At 71.9% G+C, this 23,318-nt stretch carries 8 protein-coding genes (1 of these 8 running past the window's edge); all 8 read left to right on the top strand.

Annotated elements, in window-relative coordinates; all coding sequences use genetic code 11:
• Positions 1 to 82 precede the first annotated feature (82 nt).
• The gene (gene asnB, locus ACWDY5_RS09260) at positions 83 to 1,930 is read left to right on the top strand and encodes an asparagine synthase (glutamine-hydrolyzing) (RefSeq protein ID WP_449721767.1); all 1,848 of its coding nucleotides are present in this window, start codon (positions 83 to 85) and stop codon (positions 1,928 to 1,930) included.
• Positions 1,931 to 2,004: 74 nt separating this feature from the next.
• On the top strand, positions 2,005 to 3,444 hold the full coding sequence (locus ACWDY5_RS09255; RefSeq protein ID WP_449721766.1) for an NDP-hexose 2,3-dehydratase family protein: 1,440 nt from the start codon (positions 2,005 to 2,007) through the stop codon (positions 3,442 to 3,444).
• Between the two features lie 75 nt (positions 3,445 to 3,519).
• A complete protein-coding gene (locus ACWDY5_RS09250; RefSeq protein ID WP_449721765.1) occupies positions 3,520 to 4,920 on the top strand; it encodes a glycosyltransferase in 1,401 nt (466 codons plus the stop codon).
• Between the two features lie 21 nt (positions 4,921 to 4,941).
• A complete protein-coding gene (locus tag ACWDY5_RS09245) occupies positions 4,942 to 5,928 on the top strand; it encodes an aldo/keto reductase (protein ID WP_449721764.1) in 987 nt (328 codons plus the stop codon).
• Positions 5,929 to 5,952: 24 nt separating this feature from the next.
• A complete protein-coding gene (locus tag ACWDY5_RS09240) occupies positions 5,953 to 7,212 on the top strand; it encodes a nucleotide disphospho-sugar-binding domain-containing protein (protein WP_449721763.1) in 1,260 nt (419 codons plus the stop codon).
• Positions 7,213 to 7,245: 33 nt separating this feature from the next.
• Positions 7,246 to 7,971: a class I SAM-dependent methyltransferase gene (locus tag ACWDY5_RS09235; protein ID WP_449721762.1), complete on the top strand. Its 726-nt coding sequence runs from the start codon at positions 7,246 to 7,248 to the stop codon at positions 7,969 to 7,971.
• 10 nt (positions 7,972 to 7,981) lie between these two features.
• Entirely contained in the window at positions 7,982 to 9,154 is a 1,173-nt protein-coding gene (locus ACWDY5_RS09230; RefSeq protein WP_449721761.1) for a DegT/DnrJ/EryC1/StrS family aminotransferase, read from the top strand.
• 198 nt (positions 9,155 to 9,352) lie between these two features.
• Positions 9,353 to 23,318 carry the 5' portion of a type I polyketide synthase gene (locus ACWDY5_RS09225; protein WP_449721760.1) on the top strand. Its footprint extends 8,681 nt past the window's final position, so the window shows 13,966 of its 22,647 coding nt (coding positions 1–13,966); the start codon lies at positions 9,353 to 9,355; its stop codon lies off the right edge, out of view.

The following is a 23,318-nucleotide window of genomic DNA, read 5'->3' as shown; positions in this document are numbered from 1 at the left end:
CCACTGCATCGATGCGGCCGCCGGCATCCGGCGAGCGCTGGATGTCGTCTTTCCTGTTCCCGAGCGTGGTGGAGGCTTTCGCATGTGCGGAATCACCGGCTGGATCGCATTCGACCGTGACCTGACCCAGGAGCGCCCTGCCCTGGAGGCGATGACGGACACGATGTGCTGTCGTGGCCCCGACGACGGCGGCGCGTGGGTCCGCCGCCACGTCGCCTTCGGCCACCGCCGCCTGGCGATCATCGACCTGGCCGGTGGCAAGCAGCCGATGACCGTGGACACCCCCGACGGCGAGGTGGCGCTGACCTACAGCGGCGAGGTCTACAACTACGTCGAGCTGCGTGACGAGCTGCGCGCCAGGGGCCACCGGTTCACCACCGCCAGCGACACCGAGGTGGTGCTGCGCGCCTACCTGGAGTGGGGCCCGGAGTTCGCCGAGAAGCTCAACGGCATGTACGCCTTCGGTATCTGGGACGCCAGGTCGGACCGGCTGGTGCTGGTGCGCGACCGGCTCGGCATCAAGCCGCTGTACTACTACCCGACCGATGGCGGGCTGCTCTTCGGCTCGGAGTCCAGGGCCATCCTGGCGCACCCCGAGGCCGAGACGGTGATCAACCTCGAGGGCATGCGCGAGATGTTCGGCGCCTGCAAGACACCGGGACACGGCGTGTGGGCCGGCATGCGCGAGGTGCGGCCCGGCGGACTGGTGCTGCTGGACCGCGGCGGGCTGCGCGAGCGGGTCTACTGGAAGCTGACCCCGCGCGAGCACACCGCGGACCTGGACACCACCATCGGCGAGGTGCGGGACCTGCTCGGCGACATCGTGCGCCGCCAGCTGGTCTCCGACGTGCCGCGCTGCGTGCTGCTCTCCGGCGGCCTGGACTCCAGCTCGCTGACCGCGGTGGCCGCGCGGGAGCTGGCCGGGCAGGGCGAGCGGGCGCGCAGCTTCACCGTGGACTTCACCGGCCTGACCGACAACTTCCAGCCCGACTCCATGCGCGGCACCCCGGACTCGCCGTATGCCAGGGAGGTGGCCGCGCACGTCGGCGCCGAGCACCGGGACATCGTGCTGTCCCCGGATGCCATGCTGGATCCGGAAACCAGGGCCGCGGTGGTGCAGGCGCGCGGGTTCCCGATCGGCATCGCCGATGTGGATGTCTCGCTGTACCAACTGTTCAAGGCGATCCGGGAGCACTCCACGGTGGCGCTCTCCGGTGAGGGCGCGGACGAGGTGTTCGCCGGGTACCCGTGGTTCCACATCCCGGCCATCCGGGAGTCCGGGATCTTCCCGTGGATGATGCCGCTGGTGGAGATGCTGGCCGAGGCAGAGGTCGACGAGATCTTCAACGACCAGCTCTCCGCCAACCTGGACCTGGAGACCTACATCCAGGACCAGTACCGCACCGCGGTCGCCGAGATCGACCGCTTCGACGGCGACGACGATGAAGAGCACGCCACCAAGGTGCTCAAGTACTTGCACATCACCCGGTTCCTGCCGCTGCTGCTGGACCGCAAGGACCGGATCAGCATGGCGGTCGGGCTGGAGGTGCGGGTGCCCTTCTGCGACCACCGCCTGGTGGAACAGGTCTACAGCGTGCCGTGGGACATGATGACCTTTGACCGCAGGGAGAAGAGCCTGCTGCGCGCGGCCACCGGGCCGCTGTTGCCGGAGAGCGTGGCGCAGCGGGTGAAGAGCCCGTACCCGGCCACCCAGGACCCGCGTTACGCCGCCGAGCTCCAGCGGATGGCCAAGGAGTTGCTGGCGGGCAAGGACCACCCGGTCTTCGAGATCATGAACCGCAAGTGGGTCGAGGAGACGATGAGCGTGGATCCGGCCGCCATGCCCGAGGTGGTGCGGGAGAGCCTGGACCGGGTGCTGGACGCGGCCTCCTGGATCGAGGTGTACCGGCCGCGGCTGGAGCTGGGTTGAACTCTGGGGAAGTCCCTACCCCAGCACGTGTACCAACGGCAGTGAGCATGCAGCCGATGGCGCGAGGAGCCGTTATGAGCAGTCGGACCGGAACCCCGCCCCTGCGCAAGCCGGACCAGATCCTGCGCCATCGGCTGGCCCGCTCGGCCTGTGAGGTCGCGGGCACGCGGCACTCGCCGAGTGATGTGCTCGCCTGGATGAACGAGCGTGCCCAGGTGCAGACGCACGAGGTCGAGGTGATCCCGTTCGACGAGCTGGACCGCTGGGGCTTCGACCGGCTCACCGGCAACATCCAGCACGACACCGGCCGCTTCTTCAGCGTGCAGGGCTTGAGCGTGGAGACGAGTTCGGGGCCGGTCGGCAGCTGGACCCAGCCGATCATCAACCAGCCGGAGATCGGCATCCTGGGCATCCTGGTCAAGGAGTTCGACGGGGTGCTGCACTGCCTGATGCAGGCCAAGCAGGAACCGGGCAACGTCAACGGCGTGCAGCTGTCCCCGACCGTGCAGGCCACTCGCAGCAACTACACCCAGGCGCACGGCGGGGCCGCGGTGCCGTACCTGGACTACTTCCGCGACTTCGCCCAGCACCGGGTGCTGGCCGATGTGCTCCAGTCCGAGCAGGGCACCTGGTTCTACCGCAAGCGCAACCGCAACATGATCGTCGAGGTGGACACCGAGGTCGAGCTGCTGGCGGACTTCCAGTGGATCACCCTCGGGCAGCTCAACGCGTTGCTGGCGCACGACGACGCGGTGAACATGGACGCCCGGACCGTGCTCTCCTGCATGCCCGCGGGTTTCGAGGGGGCGCACGACACCGTCGGCGACGGGCTGGCCGAGGCGATCGCGCGCTCCTGCGACGCCTACGCCGGCAGCATCTCCTCCAGCGCGGAGGTGCTGAGCTGGATCACCTCCCGGCAGTCCGAGCACCAGATCAGCACCGAGCTGATCCCGCTGCGCTCGGTGCGGAACTGGCGGCACACCGAGCGGGAGATCCACCACGAGAGCGGCGGCTTCTTCAGCGTGATGGCGGTGCGGGTCAAGACGAACAGCCGCGAGGTCTCCGGCTGGACCCAGCCGCTGATCCAGCCGCACGGCCTCGGCGTGGTGGCCATGCTGGTGAAGAACGTCGACGGGGTGCTGCACGCACTGGTCAACGCCCGCGTCGAACCGGGCTACCTGGACGTGGTCGAGCTGGCCTCCACCGTGCAGTGCAGCCCGGAGACCTACACCAAGCTGGGCATGGAACAGCACCAGCCACCGTTCCTGGACCACGTGCTCAGCGCCGAACCCGGCCGGGTCCTGTTCGACACCGTGCTCTCGGAGGAGGGCGGGCGGTTCTACCACGCGCGCAACCGGTACATGGTCATCGAGGTGGCCCCCGACTTCGGCGGCGACGAGCTGCCCGACTACCGCTGGCTCACCCTGCACCAGCTCAACGGGCTCCTCCAGCACAGCCGCTACGTCAACGTCGAGGCGCGCAGCCTCATCGCCTGCCTCCGCGGCCTGCGCTGACCCCGCGGTACTGGGGTATTCCCGGTGCCGGGTGTGGGAGAACGTACTGGTGTCGTCTCTGGGAAGGTGCTGCGGATGAGTGCGGATGACCGGCGGCCCGTGTTGTTCGTCAGCAGGCCGGAGAGCGGGTTGCTGAACCCGATGCTGGTGCTGGCCGGTGAGCTGGCCGATCGGGGGGTGCCCGATGTCTGGTATGCCACCGACGAGTCGCGGCGCGGCCAGATCGAGGGGCGCGGGTTGTCCTTCGCCTCACTCGGCAGGGGCGCGCCGGAACTCTCTTTGTCCACAATGGACGATGAGGCATATTCCCGGTTCTCCAGCCGGAAGCGGTTCGTCTCGCACCGGGAGTCGCTGCGGATGGTCATGCAGCCCAAGCTGATGGCCGAGGAGTACCGCAAGCTGACCGCGGCGGTGGACGAGCTCAAGCCCGCGCTGATGGTGATCGAGAGCGCCAGCAGCTTCGCCACCTCGCTGGCCATCGCGCGCGGCATCCCGTTCGTGGCCACCCTGCCCTTCCTGCCCAGCCACTCCTACGCCTCCTGGGTGCCGCTGCTGGCCAAGTCGCACCTGCCCAAGGGTTTCCCGCGCCCGAACACCGGGCTGCCCTACCCGATGAACCCGGTCCAGAAGCTGCGCAACCTGCTCTTCGGCCTGCGCACCTTGGCGATGTACCTGGGACCGAAGATGCGGCCGCACCTCCAGGAATATGTCAAGCTGCAGATCGAGTGCGGCATCACCCGCGAGGCGATGCGCACCGACGGACAGGTCACCGACGCCAAGCTGGTCATGGCGTTCTCGGTGGCGGAGGTGGACTTCCCGTTCCCGAAGCCGGAGCGCCTGGAGCTCACCGGCGCGATGCTGCCCACGCTGCCGGAAGTGCCAGGCCGCACCGAGGTAGGGGACTGGCTGGACGAGCGCGACTCCGTTGTCTACATCGGACTCGGCACGCTGGCCAGGCTCAGCCGCGCCGACGTGGCGGGCATCGTGCAGGTGGCCAGGAACCTGGACGGCCGCCACCACGTGCTGTGGAACCTGCCCAAGGAACGCCACCAGCTGCTGCCCGCGGACCTGCCGTCAAACCTGCGCATCGAGTCCTGGCTGCCTTCCCAGTACGACGTGCTGGCCCACCCCAGTGTCAAGGTCTTCTTCACCCACGCCGGCAGCAACGGCTTCCACGAGAGCCTGTACTTCGGCAAGCCGATGGTGACTCGGCCGATGTTCGCCGACTGCCACGACATCGCCACCCGCGGCGAGCACTTCGGCGTCAGCCTGACCGTGCGCCGGCCGCACCTGATCGAGCCCGAGGACATCACCGCCAAGCTGACCAGGGTGCTGACCGAGCCCGCCTTCCGGGCCAACGCCGAGCGCATCGCCAAGGTCCAGCAGGCCGCCGGTGGCCGGGAACGGGCCGCGGAGCTGCTGCTCCAGCTGCTCAAGGGCGAGCTCGCCGAGCAGCCGACCCGGTCCACCACCTGAGCGCGGGCCGGAGGAGGAGCCATGGAGTACACCACGTTGGGCCGCACCGCGTTGCGGATCAGCCCGCTCTGCTTCGGCACGCTGAACCTGGGGGTGCGCACCACCACCGAGGAGGCCTTCGCGCTGCTGGACCTGGCGCTGGAACGCGGGATCAACTTCCTGGACACCGCGAACCAGTACGGCTGGCAGAAGCACAAGGGCTACACCGAGGAACTGCTCGGCGAGTGGTTCGCCCTCGGCGGCAACCGCCGGGAGAAGGTGGTGCTGGGCACCAAGGTCGGCAACCCGATGACCGACCTGCCCAACGACTCCGGCCTGTCCGCGCGCAACATCATCGCCTCTTGCGAGCAGTCGCTGCGGCGGCTGGGCACGGACTGGATCGACGTGTACTACATGCACCACATCGACCGGTCCGCGCCATGGGAGGAGGTGTGGCAGGCGATGGAAACCCTGGTATGGCAAGGCAAAGTCCGCTACGTCGGCTCCTCCAACTTCGCCGGCTGGCACCTGGTGGAGGCCCAGGCCAGTGCCAGGGAACGCAACTTCCTCGGCCTGGTCGCGGAAAGCTGCGTCTACAACCTGGTCACCAGGACGGTGGAACTGGAGCTGATCCCGGCCGCGCAGAAGTACGGCCTGGCCGTCCTGCCCTGGTCCCCGCTGCACGGCGGGTTGCTCTCCGGCGCGACGAAGAAGCTGGCCGAGGGCACCGCGGTGAAGACCGCGCAGGGCCGGGCTCAGGTGGCCATGGCCAAGCACGCCGACGCGGTGGCCGCCTACGAGAAGCTGTGCGAGAGCCACGACCTGGACCCGGCCGAGGTGGGCCTGGCCTGGGTGCTGAACCGGCCGGGGGTGACCGCGCCGGTGATCGGGCCGCGCACGGAGGCTCAGCTGACCGGTGCGCTCAACGCGCTGGAGCTGACGCTGCCCCAGGCGCTGCTGGACGAACTGGACCTGATCTTTCCACCCGTCGGCAACGGCGGCCCCGGTCCCGAAGCGTGGGCCTGGTAAGTCTACTGAGGACGGAGTTCGGCTGTGCGGGTTCTCTTCGTCAGCTTCCCGGCTGCGGCCCATGTCTACCCGATGGTGCCGCTGGCCTGGTCGCTACAGGCGCAGTGCCACCAGGTGCGGGTCGCGGTGCACCCGTCGATGGCGCACGAGGTCGGGCAGAGCGGCCTGAACGCGGTCGCCTTCGGCTCCTGCGAGAACGAGCGCATGCAGGCCATGCTGGAGTTCAACGCGAACCTGCACGACCTGGAGGAGCTGGACAACGACCTGGCCATCCGCGGTTTCGAGCCGGATGAGCCCTGGCACCAGGCCTGGCTGACCCTGGTCGGCGCGCTTTCGTTGCACACGCCCGATCTGGACGAGCTGGTGCAGCTGTGCCGGGACTGGAAACCGGACCTGGTGCTGTGGGACCCGCTGTGCATCCAGGCCGCGGTGGCCGCCGAGGCGACTGGCACCCCGCACGGCAGGCTGTTGTGGGGCCAGGACAACGTGGGCTGGATCTGGGAGCGCTTCTCCCGCCGCGAGAACACCGGCGACATGATCATCGAGGGTTCGCTGGACTGGATGATGGCGCCCATGCTGGAGCCGTACGGGCTGGAGTTCAGCGAGACCCAGATCCTCGGCGAGTTCAGCATCGACCAGCGCCCGGCGGACTGGCGCATCCCCACTGAGATCGACTACCTGCCGATGCGCTGGGCGCCCTACAACGGCGGCGCGGTCACCCAGGACTGGGCCACCACCGCGCCCGAGCGGCCCCGGGTGGTGATGACCTTCGGCACCTCCGGCCGCGGCCGGATGCTGTTCCAGGTCAGCGGTTCCAGCTTCGAGGACACCGTGCGCGCGCTGTGCGAGCTGGACATCGAGCTGGTGGTCACCCTGGACAAGACCAAGCCGATCGAGAACCCGCCGGAGAACCTGCGGATCGTGGACTACGTGCCACTGAGCCAGATCCTGCCCACCTGCTCGGTGATCATCAACCACGCGGGGGAGGGCTCGGTGATGACCGCGGGCGTGCACGAGGTCCCGCAGCTGCTCTGCCCGGTGCCCAACTGGGGCGAGCACAACGTGGCGCGCGGGGTGGCCGCCACCGGCAACGGGCTGGTGCTCGGCGCCGAGGAGTTCACCCCGGAGAAGGCCAAGCAGGCGGTGGCCCGGCTGCTGACCGAGCCCGGGTTCCGGGCCGGCGCGGCCCGTTTCCACCAGGAGCTGCGCAGCCTGCCGTACCCGGTGGAGCTGGTGCCGCTGCTGGCAGAACGGGTCCGGCAGCACCAGCGGCGCACCGGCTGACCCCCGGACCACCCGAGACGAAAGAGACGACCTATGGGCACCGAGTACGGCCGCCGCCAAGCGGCGATCTACGACGCGATCTACGGCAACCGCAACGGCAAGGACTGGCACGCCGAGGCCGAGCTGCTGGCCGGTCAGATCCGCGAGCTGAAGCCGGATGCCACCAGCCTGCTGGACGTGGCCTGCGGCACCGGCAACCACCTGGCCACCCTGGCCAAGCACTTCGACACCGCCGACGGCGTCGAGCTCTCCGCCGGGATGGCCGAGGTGGCCGAGGCCAAGGTGCCCAGCGCGACCATCCACGTGGCCGACATGCGCGAGTTCGACCTCGGCCGCCGCTACGACGCGATCGTCTGCATGTGTTACAGCATCGCCTATCCGACCTCGGTGGACGAGCTGAAGAAGGTGCTCAGCCGGATGGCCGCGCACCTGGAGCCCGGCGGCGTGGTGATCGTGGAACCGTGGTGGACGCCGGAGACCTTCCTGCCCGGCTACTTCACCGCCTCGGCCTACCAGACCGAGGAGCAGGCCATCACCCGCGTCTCGCACACCGTCCGGGACGGCAAGACCAGCCGGATGACCATCCACTACACGGTGGCCGACGCCGACGGGGTGGAGAGCTTCACCGAGCTGGACGTGCTGTCGCTGTTCCACATCAGCGAGTACACCGACGCGTTCGAGTCCGCGGGCCTTACGGTGGAGTACCACCCCGGTCCGCCCACCGGCCGGGGTCTTTTCATCGCCACCGCGCCGCGCTAGGAGAAGCCTGATGGCCAAGATCAACGTGTTCCAGCCGACGCTGGGGGCGGACGAGGCGGCGGTGGTCGCCGAGGTGTTCGAGAGCAACTGGCTGGGGTACGGGCAGCGGGCGCAGGCCTTCGAGGCCGAGTTCGCCGCCCACCTGGACGTGCCTGCCGAGCAGGTGTTCTTCATCAACTGCGCCACGGCAGGCCTGTTCCTGGCCATTGAACTGCTCGGGCTGGGCCCCGGTGACGACGTGGTGCTGCCCTCGGCCCACTTCGTCGCCGCCGGCAACGCGGTGGCCGCATCCGGCGCGCGGCCGGTGTTCTGCGATGTGGACCCGCACACCATGAACCCTGCTGCCGAGCACATCGCGGCGGCGCTCACCCCGGCCACCAAGGCCGTGCTGACCCTGCACTTCGGCGGCTACCCCGGCGACATCGAGGCCGTGGCCAAGCTGTGCCGGGACCGGGGGATCGTGCTGATCGAGGACGCCGCCTGCGCGGTGGCCTCCACTGTGGACGGTCGGGCCTGTGGGACCTTCGGCGACCTCGCGGTGTGGAGCTTCGACGCGATGAAGATCCTGGTCACCGGGGACGGCGGCATGTTCTACGCCAAGGACCCCGAGCTGGCGGCCAGGGCCCGGCGGCTGGCCTACTTCGGGCTGGGCAAGTCGGCCAGCGGGTTCGTCAAGTCCAAGGCGCGGGCGCAGCGCTGGTGGGACCTGGAGGTCGAGGAGTTCGGCCGCCGGATCATCGGCAACGACATCACCGGCGCGATCGGCAGCGTGCAGCTGCGCAAGCTACCCGGCTTCGTCGCGCGACGGGTGGAGATCGCCACCGCCTACGACCGGCTGCTGGCCGAGGTGCCCGGCGTGCGCACCCCGCCGCCGCTGCCCGAGGGGCACACCACCTCCGGCTACTTCTACTGGATCCAGTGCGACTCCGCGCTGCGCGACAAGATCGCGGCCGACCTGCTGGCGGCCGGGGTCTACACCACCTTCCGCTACCCGCCGCTGCACCGGGTGCCGATCTACGGGGCCGCCGGCCTGGTCCTGCCCGGCACCGAGGAAGCGGCCGAGACCTCGATCCTGTTGCCGCTGCACCAGGGCATGAGCGATGCGGACGTCCAGGTGGTGGTGGACTCGGTGACCCGCTCGGCCGCGGAGTACGCGGCTGCTCCGGTGGCCGCCGAGGCCTGACCCGGTCCCTCCGGCACACCGCCGCGGTCCTGATCCAGGGCCGCGGCGGTGTGCTGTCGTCTGTGCACCAGGATCTCCCGGCTTCGGAGACTAGGGATTTCCGCTCAGTCACTGCGTGAGACTCCAAGCACCGGATTCCACCCTTGTGACTCGACGCGGAGTGGTAACTCACCGAGTCCCCGACTGATCCAGGTGCCGATGGACAACGAACAGAAACTCCGCGACTACCTCAAGCGCGCCAGCGCGGATCTGCAACGGACCCGGCGCAGGGTGCACGAGCTGGAGGCGGCCTCGCACGAGCCGATCGCCATCATCGGGATGGCCTGCCGCTATCCCGGCGGCATCGCCTCGCCCGAGGACCTGTGGCGGCTGGTGGAGTCCTCTTCCGACGGTGTCGGCGGCCTGCCGACCGACCGCGGCTGGTACCTGGACGAGGGCGCCTCCGCCTCGCCGATCAGCGGCGGGTTCCTCTACGACGCGCCGATGTTCGACCCGGAGTTCTTCGGCATCTCCCCGCGCGAGGCGCTGGCCATGGACCCGCAGCAGCGGCTGCTGCTGGAGGTCTCCTGGGAGGCGATGGAGCGGGCCCGGCTGGATCCGTTGTCGCTCAAGGGCTCCCGCACCGGCGTGTTCGTCGGCGCGATCCCGCAGGACTACCGGCTCGGCCCGCGCGACAACGTCGGCGGCTACGCGCTGACCGGCACCACCTCCAGCGTGCTGTCCGGGCGGCTGGCCTACGTCTTCGGGCTGGTCGGGCCGACGCTGACGGTGGACACCGCCTGCTCGACCTCGCTGGTGACGCTGCACCTGGCGGCCAGGGCGCTGCGCGCGGGGGAGTGCTCGCTGGCGCTGGCCGGTGGTGTCACGGTGATGTCCAGTCCTGGCACCATCACCGAGTTCAACAAGCAGGGCGGCCTGGCCGCTGACGGCTACTGCCGCTCCTTCTCCGACGACGCCGACGGCACCGGCTGGTCCGAGGGCGTCGGCGTGCTGATGCTGGAACGGCTCTCCGACGCGCGCCGCAACGGGCACCGGGTGCTCGCCGTGGTCAGCGGGTCCGCGGTCAACTCCGACGGCGCGTCCAACGGGCTGACCGCCCCGAACGGCCCGTCCCAGCAGCGGGTCATCGAGCAGGCCCTGCTGGACGCGCGGCTGTCCGCCCGGCAGGTGGACGTGGTGGAGGCGCACGGCACCGGCACCCCGCTGGGCGATCCGGTGGAGGCCGAGGCGCTGCTGGCGGTCTACGGGCAGGACCGGGAACGGCCGCTGCTGCTCGGCTCGATCAAGTCCAACCTCGGCCACACCCAGTCCGCCGCTGGTGTCGCCGGTGTGATCAAGATGGTGCAGGCCATCCGGCACGGCCTTGCCCCGCAGACCTTGCACGTGGCCACACCGACCACCCAGGTCGACTGGTCGGCGGGCGACATCCGGCTGCTGACCGAGGCCCAGCCCTGGCCCGAGACCGGGGAACCGCGCCGGGCCGGCGTGTCCTCCTTCGGGCTCAGCGGCACCAACGCGCACGTGATCGTCGAGCAGCCGCCCGCCGAGGAGGAGACCGCCGCCGCCGAGCCCGTTGCGGGGCCGCTGCCGCTGCTGGTCTCCGGCCGCACCGCCGAGGCGTTGCGCGAGCAGGCCGCGAACCTGTTGTCCCTGCTGGCATCCGGCGAAGCGCCGCACGCCGCGGACCTGGCCTACTCGCTCGCGGTCGCCCGGTCCTCGTTCGAGCACCGGGCCGCCCTGGTGGTGGCCGACCTGGAGGCCGCCCGCGCCGGGCTGACCGCGCTGGCCGACGGTGAGACCACGGGGAACGTTGTGCACGAGCGGCCGAAGCTGGCCGTGCTCTTCGCCGGGCAGGGCTCGCAGCGGCTGGCCATGGGCCGCGAGCTGCACGCCCGTTTCCCGGTCTTCGCCGAGGCTTTTGACGCGGTGCTCGCCGAGTTCGGCGACGAGCTGCGCGAGATCATCTGGGGCGAGGACGCGGAACTGTTGGCGCGCACCGGAAACGCCCAGCGGGCGATCTTCGCGGTCGAGGTGGCGCTGTTCCGGCTGCTGGAGTCCTGGGGCGTCAGCGCGGACTTCCTGGCCGGGCACTCCGTCGGCGAGATCGCCGCCGCGCACGTGGCCGGGGTGTTCTCGCTGTCCGACGCGGCGGCGCTGGTGGCTGCGCGCGCCCGGTTGATGCAGGAGCTGCCCAGCCGGGGCGCGATGATCGCGGTGGACGCCACCGAGGCCGAAGTCCTTCCCCTGCTTGAAGGTCGCGAGCACGCGGCCAGCCTGGCCGCGGTGAACGGACCCCGGCACGTGGTGCTCTCCGGCGATGAGGACGCGGTCACCGAGATCGCCGCGGTGTTCGCCGAACAGGGCAGGCGCACCCGCAAGCTGCACGTCTCGCACGCCTTCCACTCCGCGCACATGGACCCGGTGCTGGCCGAGTTCCAGCGCGTGGTCGAGGGCCTGTCCCCGCAGCCGCCGCGCATTCCCGTGATCTCCACCGTGACCGGCGCGCAGGCCAGCGTGGCCGAACTGGGCAGCGCCGGGTACTGGGCCGGGCAGGTCCGCGCCACCGTGCGGTTCGCCGACGCGGTGTCCTGGCTGCACGACCACGGCGTCGGCGCGTTCCTGGACGTCGGCCCGGACACCACCATCGGCACCCTGACCGAGAGCTGCCTGGCCACCGCCGAGCCCGCGCCCGCGATCACCTCGGTGCTGCGGCCAGATCGCGGCGAGACCGAGGCGGTCACCACCGCGCTGACCGTGCTGCACACGCACGGGGTCGCCGTGCGCTGGCCGGAGTTCTTCGCCGGCAGCGGCGCCGCGCTGATCGACCTGCCGACGTATCCGTTCCAGCGCAGGAGGTTCTGGCCGAGGGACGGCTACCAGGCGGACAGCGGCAACGTGCGCTCCGCCGGGCTGGGCGCGGCCCGGCACCCGCTGCTGGCGGCCACCGTGTCGCTGGCCGGGGCCGAGGGCACGCTGCTCACCGGGCGGCTGTCCGTGCGCGACCAGCCCTGGCTGGCCGGGCACCGGGTCGGCACCGCTGTGGTGCTGCCCGGTGCGGCCCTGATCGAGCTGGTCACCAGGGCCGGGGACGAGGTCGGCTGCGACCACGTCCGTGAGCTGACCACGATGACCGCGCTGCGCCTGCCCGCCGACGGCGGTGTGCAGCTCCAGTTGCACATCGGCCCGGACCTGGACGGGCTGCGCGAGGTCGCGGTCTACTCCCGGCCGGACGGCGACGATGAAGGCCCGTGGACCAAGCACGCCAACGCGATTCTGGAGCGCGGCCAGGTCCAGGCCACCACCTGGGACTGGCTGCCGGCCGGGGCCGAGCCGGTCGACGTGTCCGCGCTGTACGCCACCGAAGGCGAAGGCGTGCACTACGGCCCGTCCTTCCAGGGCCTGCGGGCTGCCTGGCGGGCCGGGACCGAGGTCTACGCCGAGATCGAGCTGCCCGCCGAGGTCGCCGGTGACGCCGGTGAGTTCGGCCTGCACCCGGTGCTCTTGGACGCCGCCCTGCACGCGGCCAACTTCGCCGAGCTGGACGACAGCGTGCGCGGCGGACTGCCGTTCCACTGGTCCGATGTCCACCTGCACGCGGCGGGCGCACGGGCCGCGCGGGTGCGGCTGACCCCGGCGGGGGACCGGATCTCGCTGGAGATCGCCGACCAGGACGGCGCGCCGATCGCCTCGGTGGGCGAGCTGCTGCTGCGCACGCCCAGCGGTTCCGCGCCGGTGGCCGCCGGCAACCTCTACCGTCTGGAGTGGACGGAGACCGGGCAGCGGCCGGACATGGAAGCCCGCCTCGCCCTGCTCGCCCCCGATTCCGTTGGCCTGGCGAATATTCTCGGTGTTGCGCCCGCCGCCGACCTGGACTCACTCGCCGAGGGCGACCTGCCCACGGCCGTGCTGCACCCGGTGTTCGCCGCCGCCGACCCGCGCACCGCCGCACACGAGCTGACCTCGGCCGCACTCGCCCGGCTGAAGGAATGGCTTGCCGACGAACGGTTCCCGGGCGTCGAGCTGGTGTTCGTCACCCGGGGCGCCACCGGCGAGGTGGCCGATCCGGCCGCCGCCGCGGTGTGGGGCCTGGTGCGCACCGCGCAGTCCGAGCACCCCGGCCGCTTCCGGCTGCTCGACCTCGACCCGGCCGCGGAAGCTCAAGCGATCCGGGCCGGGCTGGCCGGTGACGAGCCACAGCTGGCGATCCGCGGCGGCAAGGTGCTGGCCGCCAGGCTCGCCAGGGTCGCCGCCACCGAGACCGCCGCGGAACCCTGGGACGACAACGGCACCGTGGTGATCACCGGTGGCGTCAGCGGCCTGGGCGCGGTGCTGGCCATGCACCTGGTGGCCGAACGCGGGGTGCGCAACCTGTTGCTGCTCAGCCGCCGTGGCCCAGCCGGGGCCGAGGACCTGGTGGCCGAGCTGACCGGACTCGGCGCCTCGGTCGCCGTGGCCGCCTGCGACGTGGCCGACCGGGACGCGCTGGCCCAGGCGCTGCACGGGATCCGGGTGGCCGCGGTCTGCCACTCGGCCGGACTGCTCGCCGACGGCGTGATCTCCACCCTCACCAGCGAGCAGTTGACCGCCGCACTGCGCCCCAAGGTGGACGGGGCCTGGCACCTGCACGAGCTGATCGGCGACACCGCGCCGCTGATCGTGTTCTCCTCGCTGGCCGGACTGCTCGGCGCGCCGGGACAGGGCAACTACGCCGCGGGCAACGCCTTCCTGGACGCGCTGATCGCGCACCGCCGCGCCACCGGTGCCCCCGGCCTGTCCCTAGCCTGGGGACCGTGGGCGGACACCGCGGGCATGACCGCCGAGCTGGGCGGCGCTCAGGTGCAGCGGCTGCGCAGGCTCGGCACCCCTCCACTGTCCACTGAGGACGGTCTGGCGCTGTTCGACCTCGCGGTGCGCACCGGCGAACCGGTGGTCGCCCCGGTGCGGCTGGACTTCGGCGTGCTGCGCGAGGCCCCCGAGGTGCCCTCGGTGCTGCGCGGCCTGCTCGGCCAGACCCGCCGCCGGGTGGCCAAGAACGGCCCGGTCCGCGCCCGGCAGCGGGCCGTGCTCGGCCGCCGCGAGGCCATCGACCTGGTCACCCAGCAGATCGGCGCGGTGCTCGGCCACACCGACGGCGGCGCCATCGACCCGGGTCGCCCACTGGCCGAGCTCGGCTTCGACTCGCTGACCGCGGTGGAGCTGCGCAACCGGCTCAGCGCGGCCACCGGCCTGCGGCTGTCCCCGACCCTGGTCTTCGACCACCCCAACCTGGGCGAGCTGGTCGAGCACATCCTGCGCGAGAGCGGCGACGTGGCCGGTGCGGAGCCGGTCACCGCCGTGCCCGTCCACGGTTCGGTGGCCGAGGACCCGATCGTCATCGTCGGCATGGGCTGCCGCTACCCCGGCGACGTGAACTCGCCGGAAGACCTGTGGCAGTTGCTGGCCGAGGGCCGCGACGCCATCACCGGCTTCCCGGACAACCGCGGCTGGGACCTGGCCACCCTCTACCACCCGGACCCCGACCACCCCGGCACCGCCTACACCCGCTCCGGCGGATTCCTGCGTGACGCTGGGCAGTTCGACCCCGCCTTCTTCGGCATGGGCCCGCGCGAGGCCCTGGCCACCGACGCCCAGCAACGCCTGCTGCTGGAGGTCTCCTGGGAGGCGGTGGAACGCGCCGGCATCGACCCGAAGCAGTTGCGGGGCAGCCGGACCGGGGTGTTCGCCGGGGTCATGTACGGCGACTACGGCGCGCTGCTGGCCGGTTCGGACTTCGAGGGCCACGCGGGCACCGGCACCTCCGGCAGCATCGTCTCCGGCCGGGTCGCCTACGCCCTCGGCCTGGAAGGCCCCGCGGTCACCGTGGACACCGCCTGCTCCTCCTCACTGGTGGCCATGCACTGGGCCATGCAGGCGCTGCGCTCCGGTGAGTGCACGCTCGCGCTGGCCGGCGGCGTCACCGTGATGGCCACGCCGGGCGCGTTCATCGAGTTCTCCCGCCAGCGCGGACTGGCCAAGGACGGCCGCTGCAAGGCATATTCCGACCAGGCCGACGGCGTCAGCTGGGCCGAGGGCGTCGGCGTTCTGGTGCTGGAACGCCAGTCCGACGCCATCCGCAACGGCCACCGCATCCTGGCCGTGGTGCGCGGCAGCGCGGTCAACTCCGACGGCACCTCCAACGGCCTGACCGCGCCCAACGGCAGCGCGCAGCAGCGGGTCATCCGCGCCGCGCTGGCCGGGGCCGGACTCGCCACCGCCGACGTCGATGTGGTCGAGGGCCACGGCACCGGCACCGCACTCGGCGACCCGGTGGAGGCCCGCGCCCTGCTGGCCACCTACGGCCAGGACCGCGCCGAACCGGTGCTGCTGGGCTCGGTGAAGTCCAACATCGGCCACACCCAGGCCGCGGCCGGGGTGGCGGGCGTGATGAAGATGGTGCTGGCCATGCGGCACGGCCAGGTGCCGCGCACGCTGCACGTGGCCGAGCCATCGTCCCATGTGGACTGGACCGAGGGCGCGCTGTCCCTGCTGGCCGACCCGGTCGACTGGCCGGAGACCGACCGGCCGCGCCGCGCGGCGGTGTCCTCCTTCGGCTTCAGCGGCACCAACGCGCACGTCATCCTGGAAGCCCCTACCGTCCAGCCGGTCACGGAAACCGTTGCCGCGCCGGACTTCGTGGCTCCGGTGCTGCTGGCCGCGCGCAGTGCCACCGCGCTGCGCCGCCAGGCCGCCCGACTGCTGCCGCTGGCCGAGGCACCCCTGGCCGACCTCGCCTACTCGCTGGCCACCACCCGGTCCCGGTTCGAGCACCGCGCGGTGCTTACCGCCACCGATCCCCAGTCGCTGCGCACCGCGCTGACCGCGCTGGCCGAGGGCAGCCCGAGCCCGGCGGTGGCCACCGGCGAGGCCACCCCGAACCTGCGGCTGACCACCCTGTTCGCCGGCCAGGGCAGCCAGCGCGCCGGCATGGGACACGAGCTGTGCCAACGGTTCCCGGTCTTCGCCGCGGCCATCGACGAGGTGTTCGCCGCCTTCGCCCCGCACCTGGACCGCCCACTCGCCGAGGTCATGTTCGGCGCGGAGTCCGGCCTGCTGGACCGCACCGAGTGGACCCAGCCCGCGGTGTTCGCGCTGGAAGTGGCGCTGCACCGGCTGCTGGAGTCCTGGGGCGTGCGGCCGGACTTCCTGATCGGCCACTCCATCGGCGAGCTGGCCGCCGCACACGTCGCCGGGGTGCTGTCCCTGCCCGATGCCGCCCGCCTGGTCGCCGCGCGCGGTGTGCTGATGCAGGCGCTGCGCCAGGACGGCGCGATGGTCGCGGTGCAGGCCACCGAGGAGGAGGTGCGCGCCGAGCTGGTCGACGGCGTGGTGGTCAGCGCCGTCAACGGACCGCGTTCGGTGGTGCTGGCCGGGGACGAGGAACCCGTGCTCGCCGTCGCCGCCCGGTTCACCGAGCAGGGCAGGCGCACCCGCAGGCTGAACACCAGTCACGCCTTCCACTCCCACCACATGGACGGCATGCTGGCCGAGTTCCGTGCGGTGGCAGCGGAAATCACCTACCACCAGCCGAGCATCCCGATCATCTCCACGGTCACCGGACAGCTCGTCGAGGACTTCTCGCCGCAGTACTGGGCGGATCAGGTGCGCGGCGCGGTCCGCTTCGCCGACGCGGTGCGCACCGCCGCCCGGCTCGGTGTGGGCTCGTTCGTGGAGGTGGGCCCGGACAGCGTGCTCTCCGCGATGACCGCGGAAACCCTGGGCGAGAGCACCGAGGTCGAACCGGTCGCCACCCTGCGCGCCGGCCGCGAGGAGGAGCGCACCCTCGTCGAAGCCCTGGGACGCCTGCACATCCAGGGCGTGGACGTGGACTGGGCAAGGTTCTTCGGCCCCGGTCGCGCGGTACTCGACCTGCCCACCTACGCCTTCGATCACCAGCTGTACTGGCCCCGCGTCGCGGCCACCGCCGAACGCCCGCCGGAGATCCGCTACCGCGTCGACTGGACCCGCCTGCCCGCCACGGCCGAGCCCGAGCTGCCGGGCACCTGGCTGCTGGTGCGCCCGGACGGCCACGGTGACGAGATCGCGGAAGCCTTGGCGGGCACAGAACTTCGCGAACTGGCGTTCGACGACGTCGACCCCGCCGAACTGGCCGGGGACTTCGCTGGAGTGCTCTCCGCCGGCGACCTGACCGACACGCACAACCTGCTGCGCGCACTCAGCGAAGCCGGTCAGCAAGCTCCACTGTGGACGGTCACCCGAGCCGCGGTGAGCACCGGCTCCGACGAGCTGGCACCCCGGCCGGACCAGGCACTGCTCTGGGGCTACGGCCGCGCCGCCGCACTGGAGTTCCCGGACACCTGGGGCGGCCTGATCGACCTCGCCGAGGACGCCGACCCGACCGACCTGCGCCGCGCGCTCAGCGGCGCCTGGCAGGGCGAGGACCAGCTCGCCCTGCGCGCTGACGGCGCGTTCGGCCGCAGACTTGTTCGGCACCAGGGCATCGAGCCCACCGCTGAGCTGCCCACTGACGGCACCGTGCTGGTCACCGGCGGCACCGGCGGCCTCGGCAGCGAGGTGGCCCGCTGGCTGGCCACCGCCGGTGTCCGGCACCTGGTGCTCACCAGCCGCCGCGGCCCGGACGCCCCCGGCGCCCGCGAGCTCGCCGCCGAACTGCTCGAACTCGGGTCCACTGTGGACTTCCGCGCCTGCGACGCGGCCGACCGCGAGGCGCTGGCCGAGGTGCTCAAGGCCATCCCCGCCGAGCACCCGCTGATCGGCGTGGTGCACGCGGCCGGGGTCGCCGAGCTGCGGCCGATCGCCGAGACCAGCCCGGCCGAGCTGGCCGAGTCGATGGCGGCCAAGGTGCGGGGCGCGGCCAACCTGGACGCGCTGCTGGCCGACCGCGAGCTGGAACTGTTCGTGCTCTTCGGCTCCATCGCCGGGGTCATCGGCAGCGGCGGCCAGGCCGCCTACAGCGCGGCCAACGCCTACCTGGACGCCCTCGCCGAGAACCGCCGCTCCCGCGGCCTGTCCGCGACCAGTGTGGCCTGGGGACCGTGGGCGGAGACCGGCCTGGCCAGCGACCAGAGCGCGCACGAACGTTTGGCCCGGCACGGCATGCGCCCGCTGCTCACCGGCCCCGCGCTGGCCGAACTGCGCCGCGCCCTGGCCGACGAGCGCCCGGTGCTGGCCATCGCCGACTTCGACTTCTCCACCTACCTCCCCGTCTTCACCGCCCGCCGCCCCAGCCCGCTGCTCTCCGGCCTGGCCGAGACCTCCACCGAAACCCAGGCCGCCGGCGCGGAAACCGAACTCACCGCGCGACTTTCCCGACTGTCCGAAAAGGACCAGTTGCGGATGCTGGTGGACGTGGTGCGTGCCGAGGCCGCCGCCGTGCTCGGCCACGACAGCCCGGCTGAGCTGAACGAGCGCCGCGCCTTCCGCGACCTCGGCTTCGACTCTCTCGGCGCGATCGAGCTGCGCAGGCGGCTGGGCAAGCTCACCGGCCGGCCGCTGTCCAACACCATGGTCTTCGACCACCCCACCCCGGAAGCGCTGGCCCGCTACGTGCGCGGCGAGATCGCCGGGGCCGGGGCGAGCGTCACCGGACCGGTCGCCACGATCGCCGCGGACGAGCCGATCGCCATCGTGGGCGCGGGCTGCCGGTTCCCCGGCGGCGTGACCACGCCGGAAGAGCTGTGGCAGCTGGTCTTCGACGGCGTGGACGCGATCACCACCTTCCCGCCCGCGCGCGGCTGGCCCGAGGCCGCGCTCTACGACCCGGACCCGGACAACCCGGCCACCACCTACACCACCAAGGGCGGCTTCCTCAGCGATCCGGACGCCTTCGACCCCGGCTTCTTCGGCATCTCCCCGCGCGAGGCGCTGGGCATGGACCCGCAGCAGCGCCTGTTGCTGGAGGTCACCTGGGAGGCCCTCGAACGCTCCGGCATCGACCCGCAGACCCTGCGCGGCAGCCTCACCGGCACCTACGTCGGCTCCAGCTACACCGAGTACGGCGCGGGCCACGAGGTCGACGGTCAGGTGGTCACCGGCACCATCCCGAGCATCCTGTCCGGCCGGGTGGCCTACGTGCTGGGGCTGGAAGGCCCCGCGGTCACCGTGGACACGGCGTGCTCGTCCTCCCTGGTCGCGATCCACCTGGCCGCCCAGGCCCTGCGCAACGGGGAAACCACCCTCGCGGTCGCCGGCGGCGTCACCGTGATGCCGAACCCCGGCCCGTTCATCGCCTTCAGCCGCCAGCGCGCACTGGCCGCCGACGGCCGCTCCAAGGCCTTCTCCGACGCCGCCGACGGCATGGTGCTGGCCGAAGGCGTCGGCATGGTTGTGCTGCAACGACTTTCCGACGCCCGCCGGGAAGGCCGCCCGGTGCTCGCGGTGATCAAGGGCTCCGCGATCAACTCCGACGGCGCCTCCAACGGCCTCACCGCCCCCAACGGCCCATCCCAGGAACGCGTCATCCGCCAGGCCCTGGCCAATGCCCGGCTGTCCACTTCGGACGTCGACGTGGTGGAGGCGCACGGCACCGGCACGGCCCTCGGCGACCCGATCGAAGCCCAGGCCCTGCAACGCACCTACGGCGCCGAGCGGGAGCAGCCGCTGTGGCTGGGCTCGGTCAAGTCCAACATCGGGCACTCCCAGTCCGCGGCCGGTGTGGCCGGCGTGCTCAAGATGATCATGGCGATGCGGCACGGGCTGCTGCCCAGGACGCTGCACGTGGACACGCTGTCCACCCACGTGGACTGGACCGCGAGCAACCTGACGCCGCTGGTCGAGCCGGTGGCCTGGGAGGAGCCGGGCCGGCCGAGGCGGGCCGCGGTGTCCTCGTTCGGGATCAGCGGCACCAACGCGCACCTGATCCTGGAGCAGGGCGATCCCGCGCCGCAGTCCACCGAACCACCCGCGACGCAGCTTCCTGTGCTGCCCTGGATCATCTCCGCCAAGAGCGAGCCCGCCCTCCGCGCCCAGGCCGAAGCCCTGCTGTCCACAGTGGACCAATCCTCCGCGCTGGACATCGGCCACTCCCTCCTGCACAGCCGCTCCCTGTTCGACCACCGCGCGGTCCTGGTCAACGCCAACCGCGACCTGCTCACCGCCCTCGCCGAGGACCGACCGGCCCCCGGCGTGGTCACCGGTGTCGCCGACATCGACGGCCGCACCCTGTTCGTCTTCCCCGGCCAGGGCGCGCAGTGGCTGGGCATGGGCTCCCGGCTGCTCGAGGAGTCCCCGGTGTTCGCCGCCCGGATCGCCGAGTGCGCGGCCGCGCTGGCCCCGTTCACCGACTTCGACCTCATCGACCTGTTGCGCACCGGAGCGTCCCTGGACGACGTGGACGTGGTGCAGCCTGCCTCGTTCGCGGTGATGGTCTCGCTGGCCGCGCTGTGGGAGTCCTACGGTGTCCGGCCGGACGCGGTGCTCGGCCACTCCCAGGGCGAGATCGCCGCGGCGGTGGTCTCCGGTGCGCTGTCGCTGGCCGATGGCGCGCGGGTGGTCGCGTTGCGCAGCAAGGCGATCCGTCGCCGGATGGGTGGCAGCGGTGGCATGATGTCGGTGGCCCTGTCCGCCGAGGAGATCGCGCCCCGGCTGGCGCGTTTTGGCGAGCGGATCAGTGTCGCCGCGCTGAACAGCCCGCGTTCGGTGGTGGTCGCTGGTGTGGCCGAGGCCCTGGACGAGCTGGGCGCGGAGCTGGGTGCGGAGGAGATCCGGTTCCGCCGGGTCGCGGTGGACTACGCCTCGCACACCCCGGCGGTCACCCAGCTGCGCGAGGACCTGCTCACCGAGCTGGCCCCGATCCAGCCCCGCCCGGCCGAGATCCCGTTCTTCTCCACGGTCACCGGCGACTGGCTGGACACCACCGCGCTCAACGCCGAGTACTGGTACACCAACCTGCGCGAGCAGGTCGGCTTCGCGCCCGCGGTGCGCACGCTGATCGAGGCGGGCTACCGCAGGGTGATCGAGTCCAGCAGCCACCCCGTGCTCACCTTCGCGGTCCAGGAGACCGCGGACGAGCTGGGCAAACCGATCGCCATCACCGGCACCCTGCGCCGCGAGGACGGCGGCCTGGACCGCGTGTTCACCTCACTGGCCGAGGCCTTCGTGCGCGGCGTCGAGGTGGACTGGACCTCGGTGTACGCCGGGACCGGGGCCAACCGGGTCGACCTGCCCACCTACGCCTTCCAGCACCAGAGCTTCTGGCTCGCGCCCAAGTTCCCCGAAGCTCCCGAGTCCGGGGTGGACGCGTCCTGGGCTGAGCTGGAGGCGGCCGATCCGGCACAGCTGGCCGCGGACGTCGGCGTGGACGCGGACTCACTCGCCACCGTGCTGCCCGCGCTCTCGGACTGGCGGCGCAAGCGGAACCAAGCCGCCACGGTGGACTCCTGGCGCTACCGGACCCGCTGGGTGCCGACGAAGGTCCGCCGTCAGGCCACCCTCAGCGGCACCTGGCTGCTGGTGACCAGCAGCCCGGAACCGGAGCTGGCCGACCTGCTCACCGCACACGGCGCGGAGGTGCACCAGCTCGAGGCGAGTGACGGGTTCGCCGAGCGCCTGGCCGAGATGGACACCCCGCCGGCCGGTGTCCTGTCCACCCTCGCCTTCGACGAGGACCTGCTCCCCGGGCACACCTTCCTGCCCCGCGGCCTGGCCGCCACCCTCGCCCTCACCCAGGCCCTCGTCAACATCGACGCCCCGCTCTGGCTGCTCACCCGCGGCGCGGCCGCGATCGGCGGCTCCGACCAGGTGACCAACCCGGTGCAGGCCATGGTCAGCGGCTTCGGCTGGACCGCGGCCCTGGAACACCCGGACCGCTTCGGCGGCGTGCTCGACCTGCCTGCCGAGCTCGACGCCGCCACCGGCAACGCACTGGTGTTCGCCCTCACCGGTGGCACCGGCGAGGACCAGCTGGCCGTGCGCTCCGGCGGCCTCTACGCCCGCCGCGTGGTCCCGGCGACCCCCTCGGGCAACCAGCGGCGCTGGCAGCCCGGTGGCACCGCGCTGATCACCGGCGGCTCGGGCACGCTGGCCCCGCACGTGGCCCGCTGGGCGCTCGCCCAGGGCGTCGAGCACCTGGTGCTGCTCAGCCGCGGCGGCCCGGAGCACCCGCGCTCGGTCGCGCTGCTCGCCGAGCTGGGCGACCGAGCCGAGGCGGTGGCCTGCGACGTCACCGACAAGGCGGCGCTGGCCGCGCTGCGCGACCGGCTCGCCGGACAGGGCCGTCCGGTGCGCACCGTGCTGCACGCCGCGGCCACCATCGAACTGGCCTCGATCGCCGAGACCGACCCGGCCGGACTCGACCGGGTGCTGGCGGCCAAGGTCGCCGGTGCGGCCAACCTGGACGAGGTCTTCGCCGAGGTCGAGCTGGACCGGTTCGTGCTGTTCTCCTCGGTCGCCGGACTGTGGGGCACCGGCAGGCACGCCGCCTACGTCGCGGGCAACGCCTACCTGCACGCCCTGGCCGAACGCCGCCGGGCCGCCAGACTGCCCGCCACCGCGGTGTTCTGGGGCATCTGGGCCGATGACAAGGAGCTCGGCCGGGTCGACCCCAGCCAGATCGTGCGCAGCGGCCTGACCTTCATGGAACCCGAGCTGGCGCTCACCGGGCTGCGCGCGGCCCTGGACGCCGACGAGACCGCCATCGCGGTGGCCGACGTGGACTGGGCCAGCTACTACCCCGTCTACACCGCGGCCCGCGCCACCACGCTGTTCGAGGAGATCCCGGCGATCCGCCAGCCCGTGGCCGAGCCCGCGAGCAGCACGGTCGCGGCCACCGGCGAGCTCGCGGCCACCCTGGCCGCGCTGCCGCCGGTGCAGCGGGAGCAGAAGGTCCTGGAGCTGGTGCGGGCCGAGGCGGCCACCGTGCTGGGCCACAGCACTGCCGACGCGCTGCCCGACCACCGCGCCTTCCGCGAGGCCGGGTTCGACTCGGTGATGGCGGTGGACCTGCGCAACCGCCTCGGCCGGGCCACCGGCCTGACCCTGCCCGCCACCCTGGTCTTCGACCACGCGAACCCGAGCGCACTGGCCAAACACCTGGTCGCCGAGTTGACCGGTGCCGCACCACTTGTACCGGTGGCCACCAGTAATACCGGTGCGCTCGACGAGGACCCGATCGCGATCGTGGGCATGGCCTGCCGCTACCCCGGCGGCG

Source organism: Crossiella sp. NPDC003009 (genome assembly GCF_053591555.1).
Note: the sequence above shows the minus strand (reverse complement) of the source record. Positions and strands in the feature narration are given on the sequence as shown.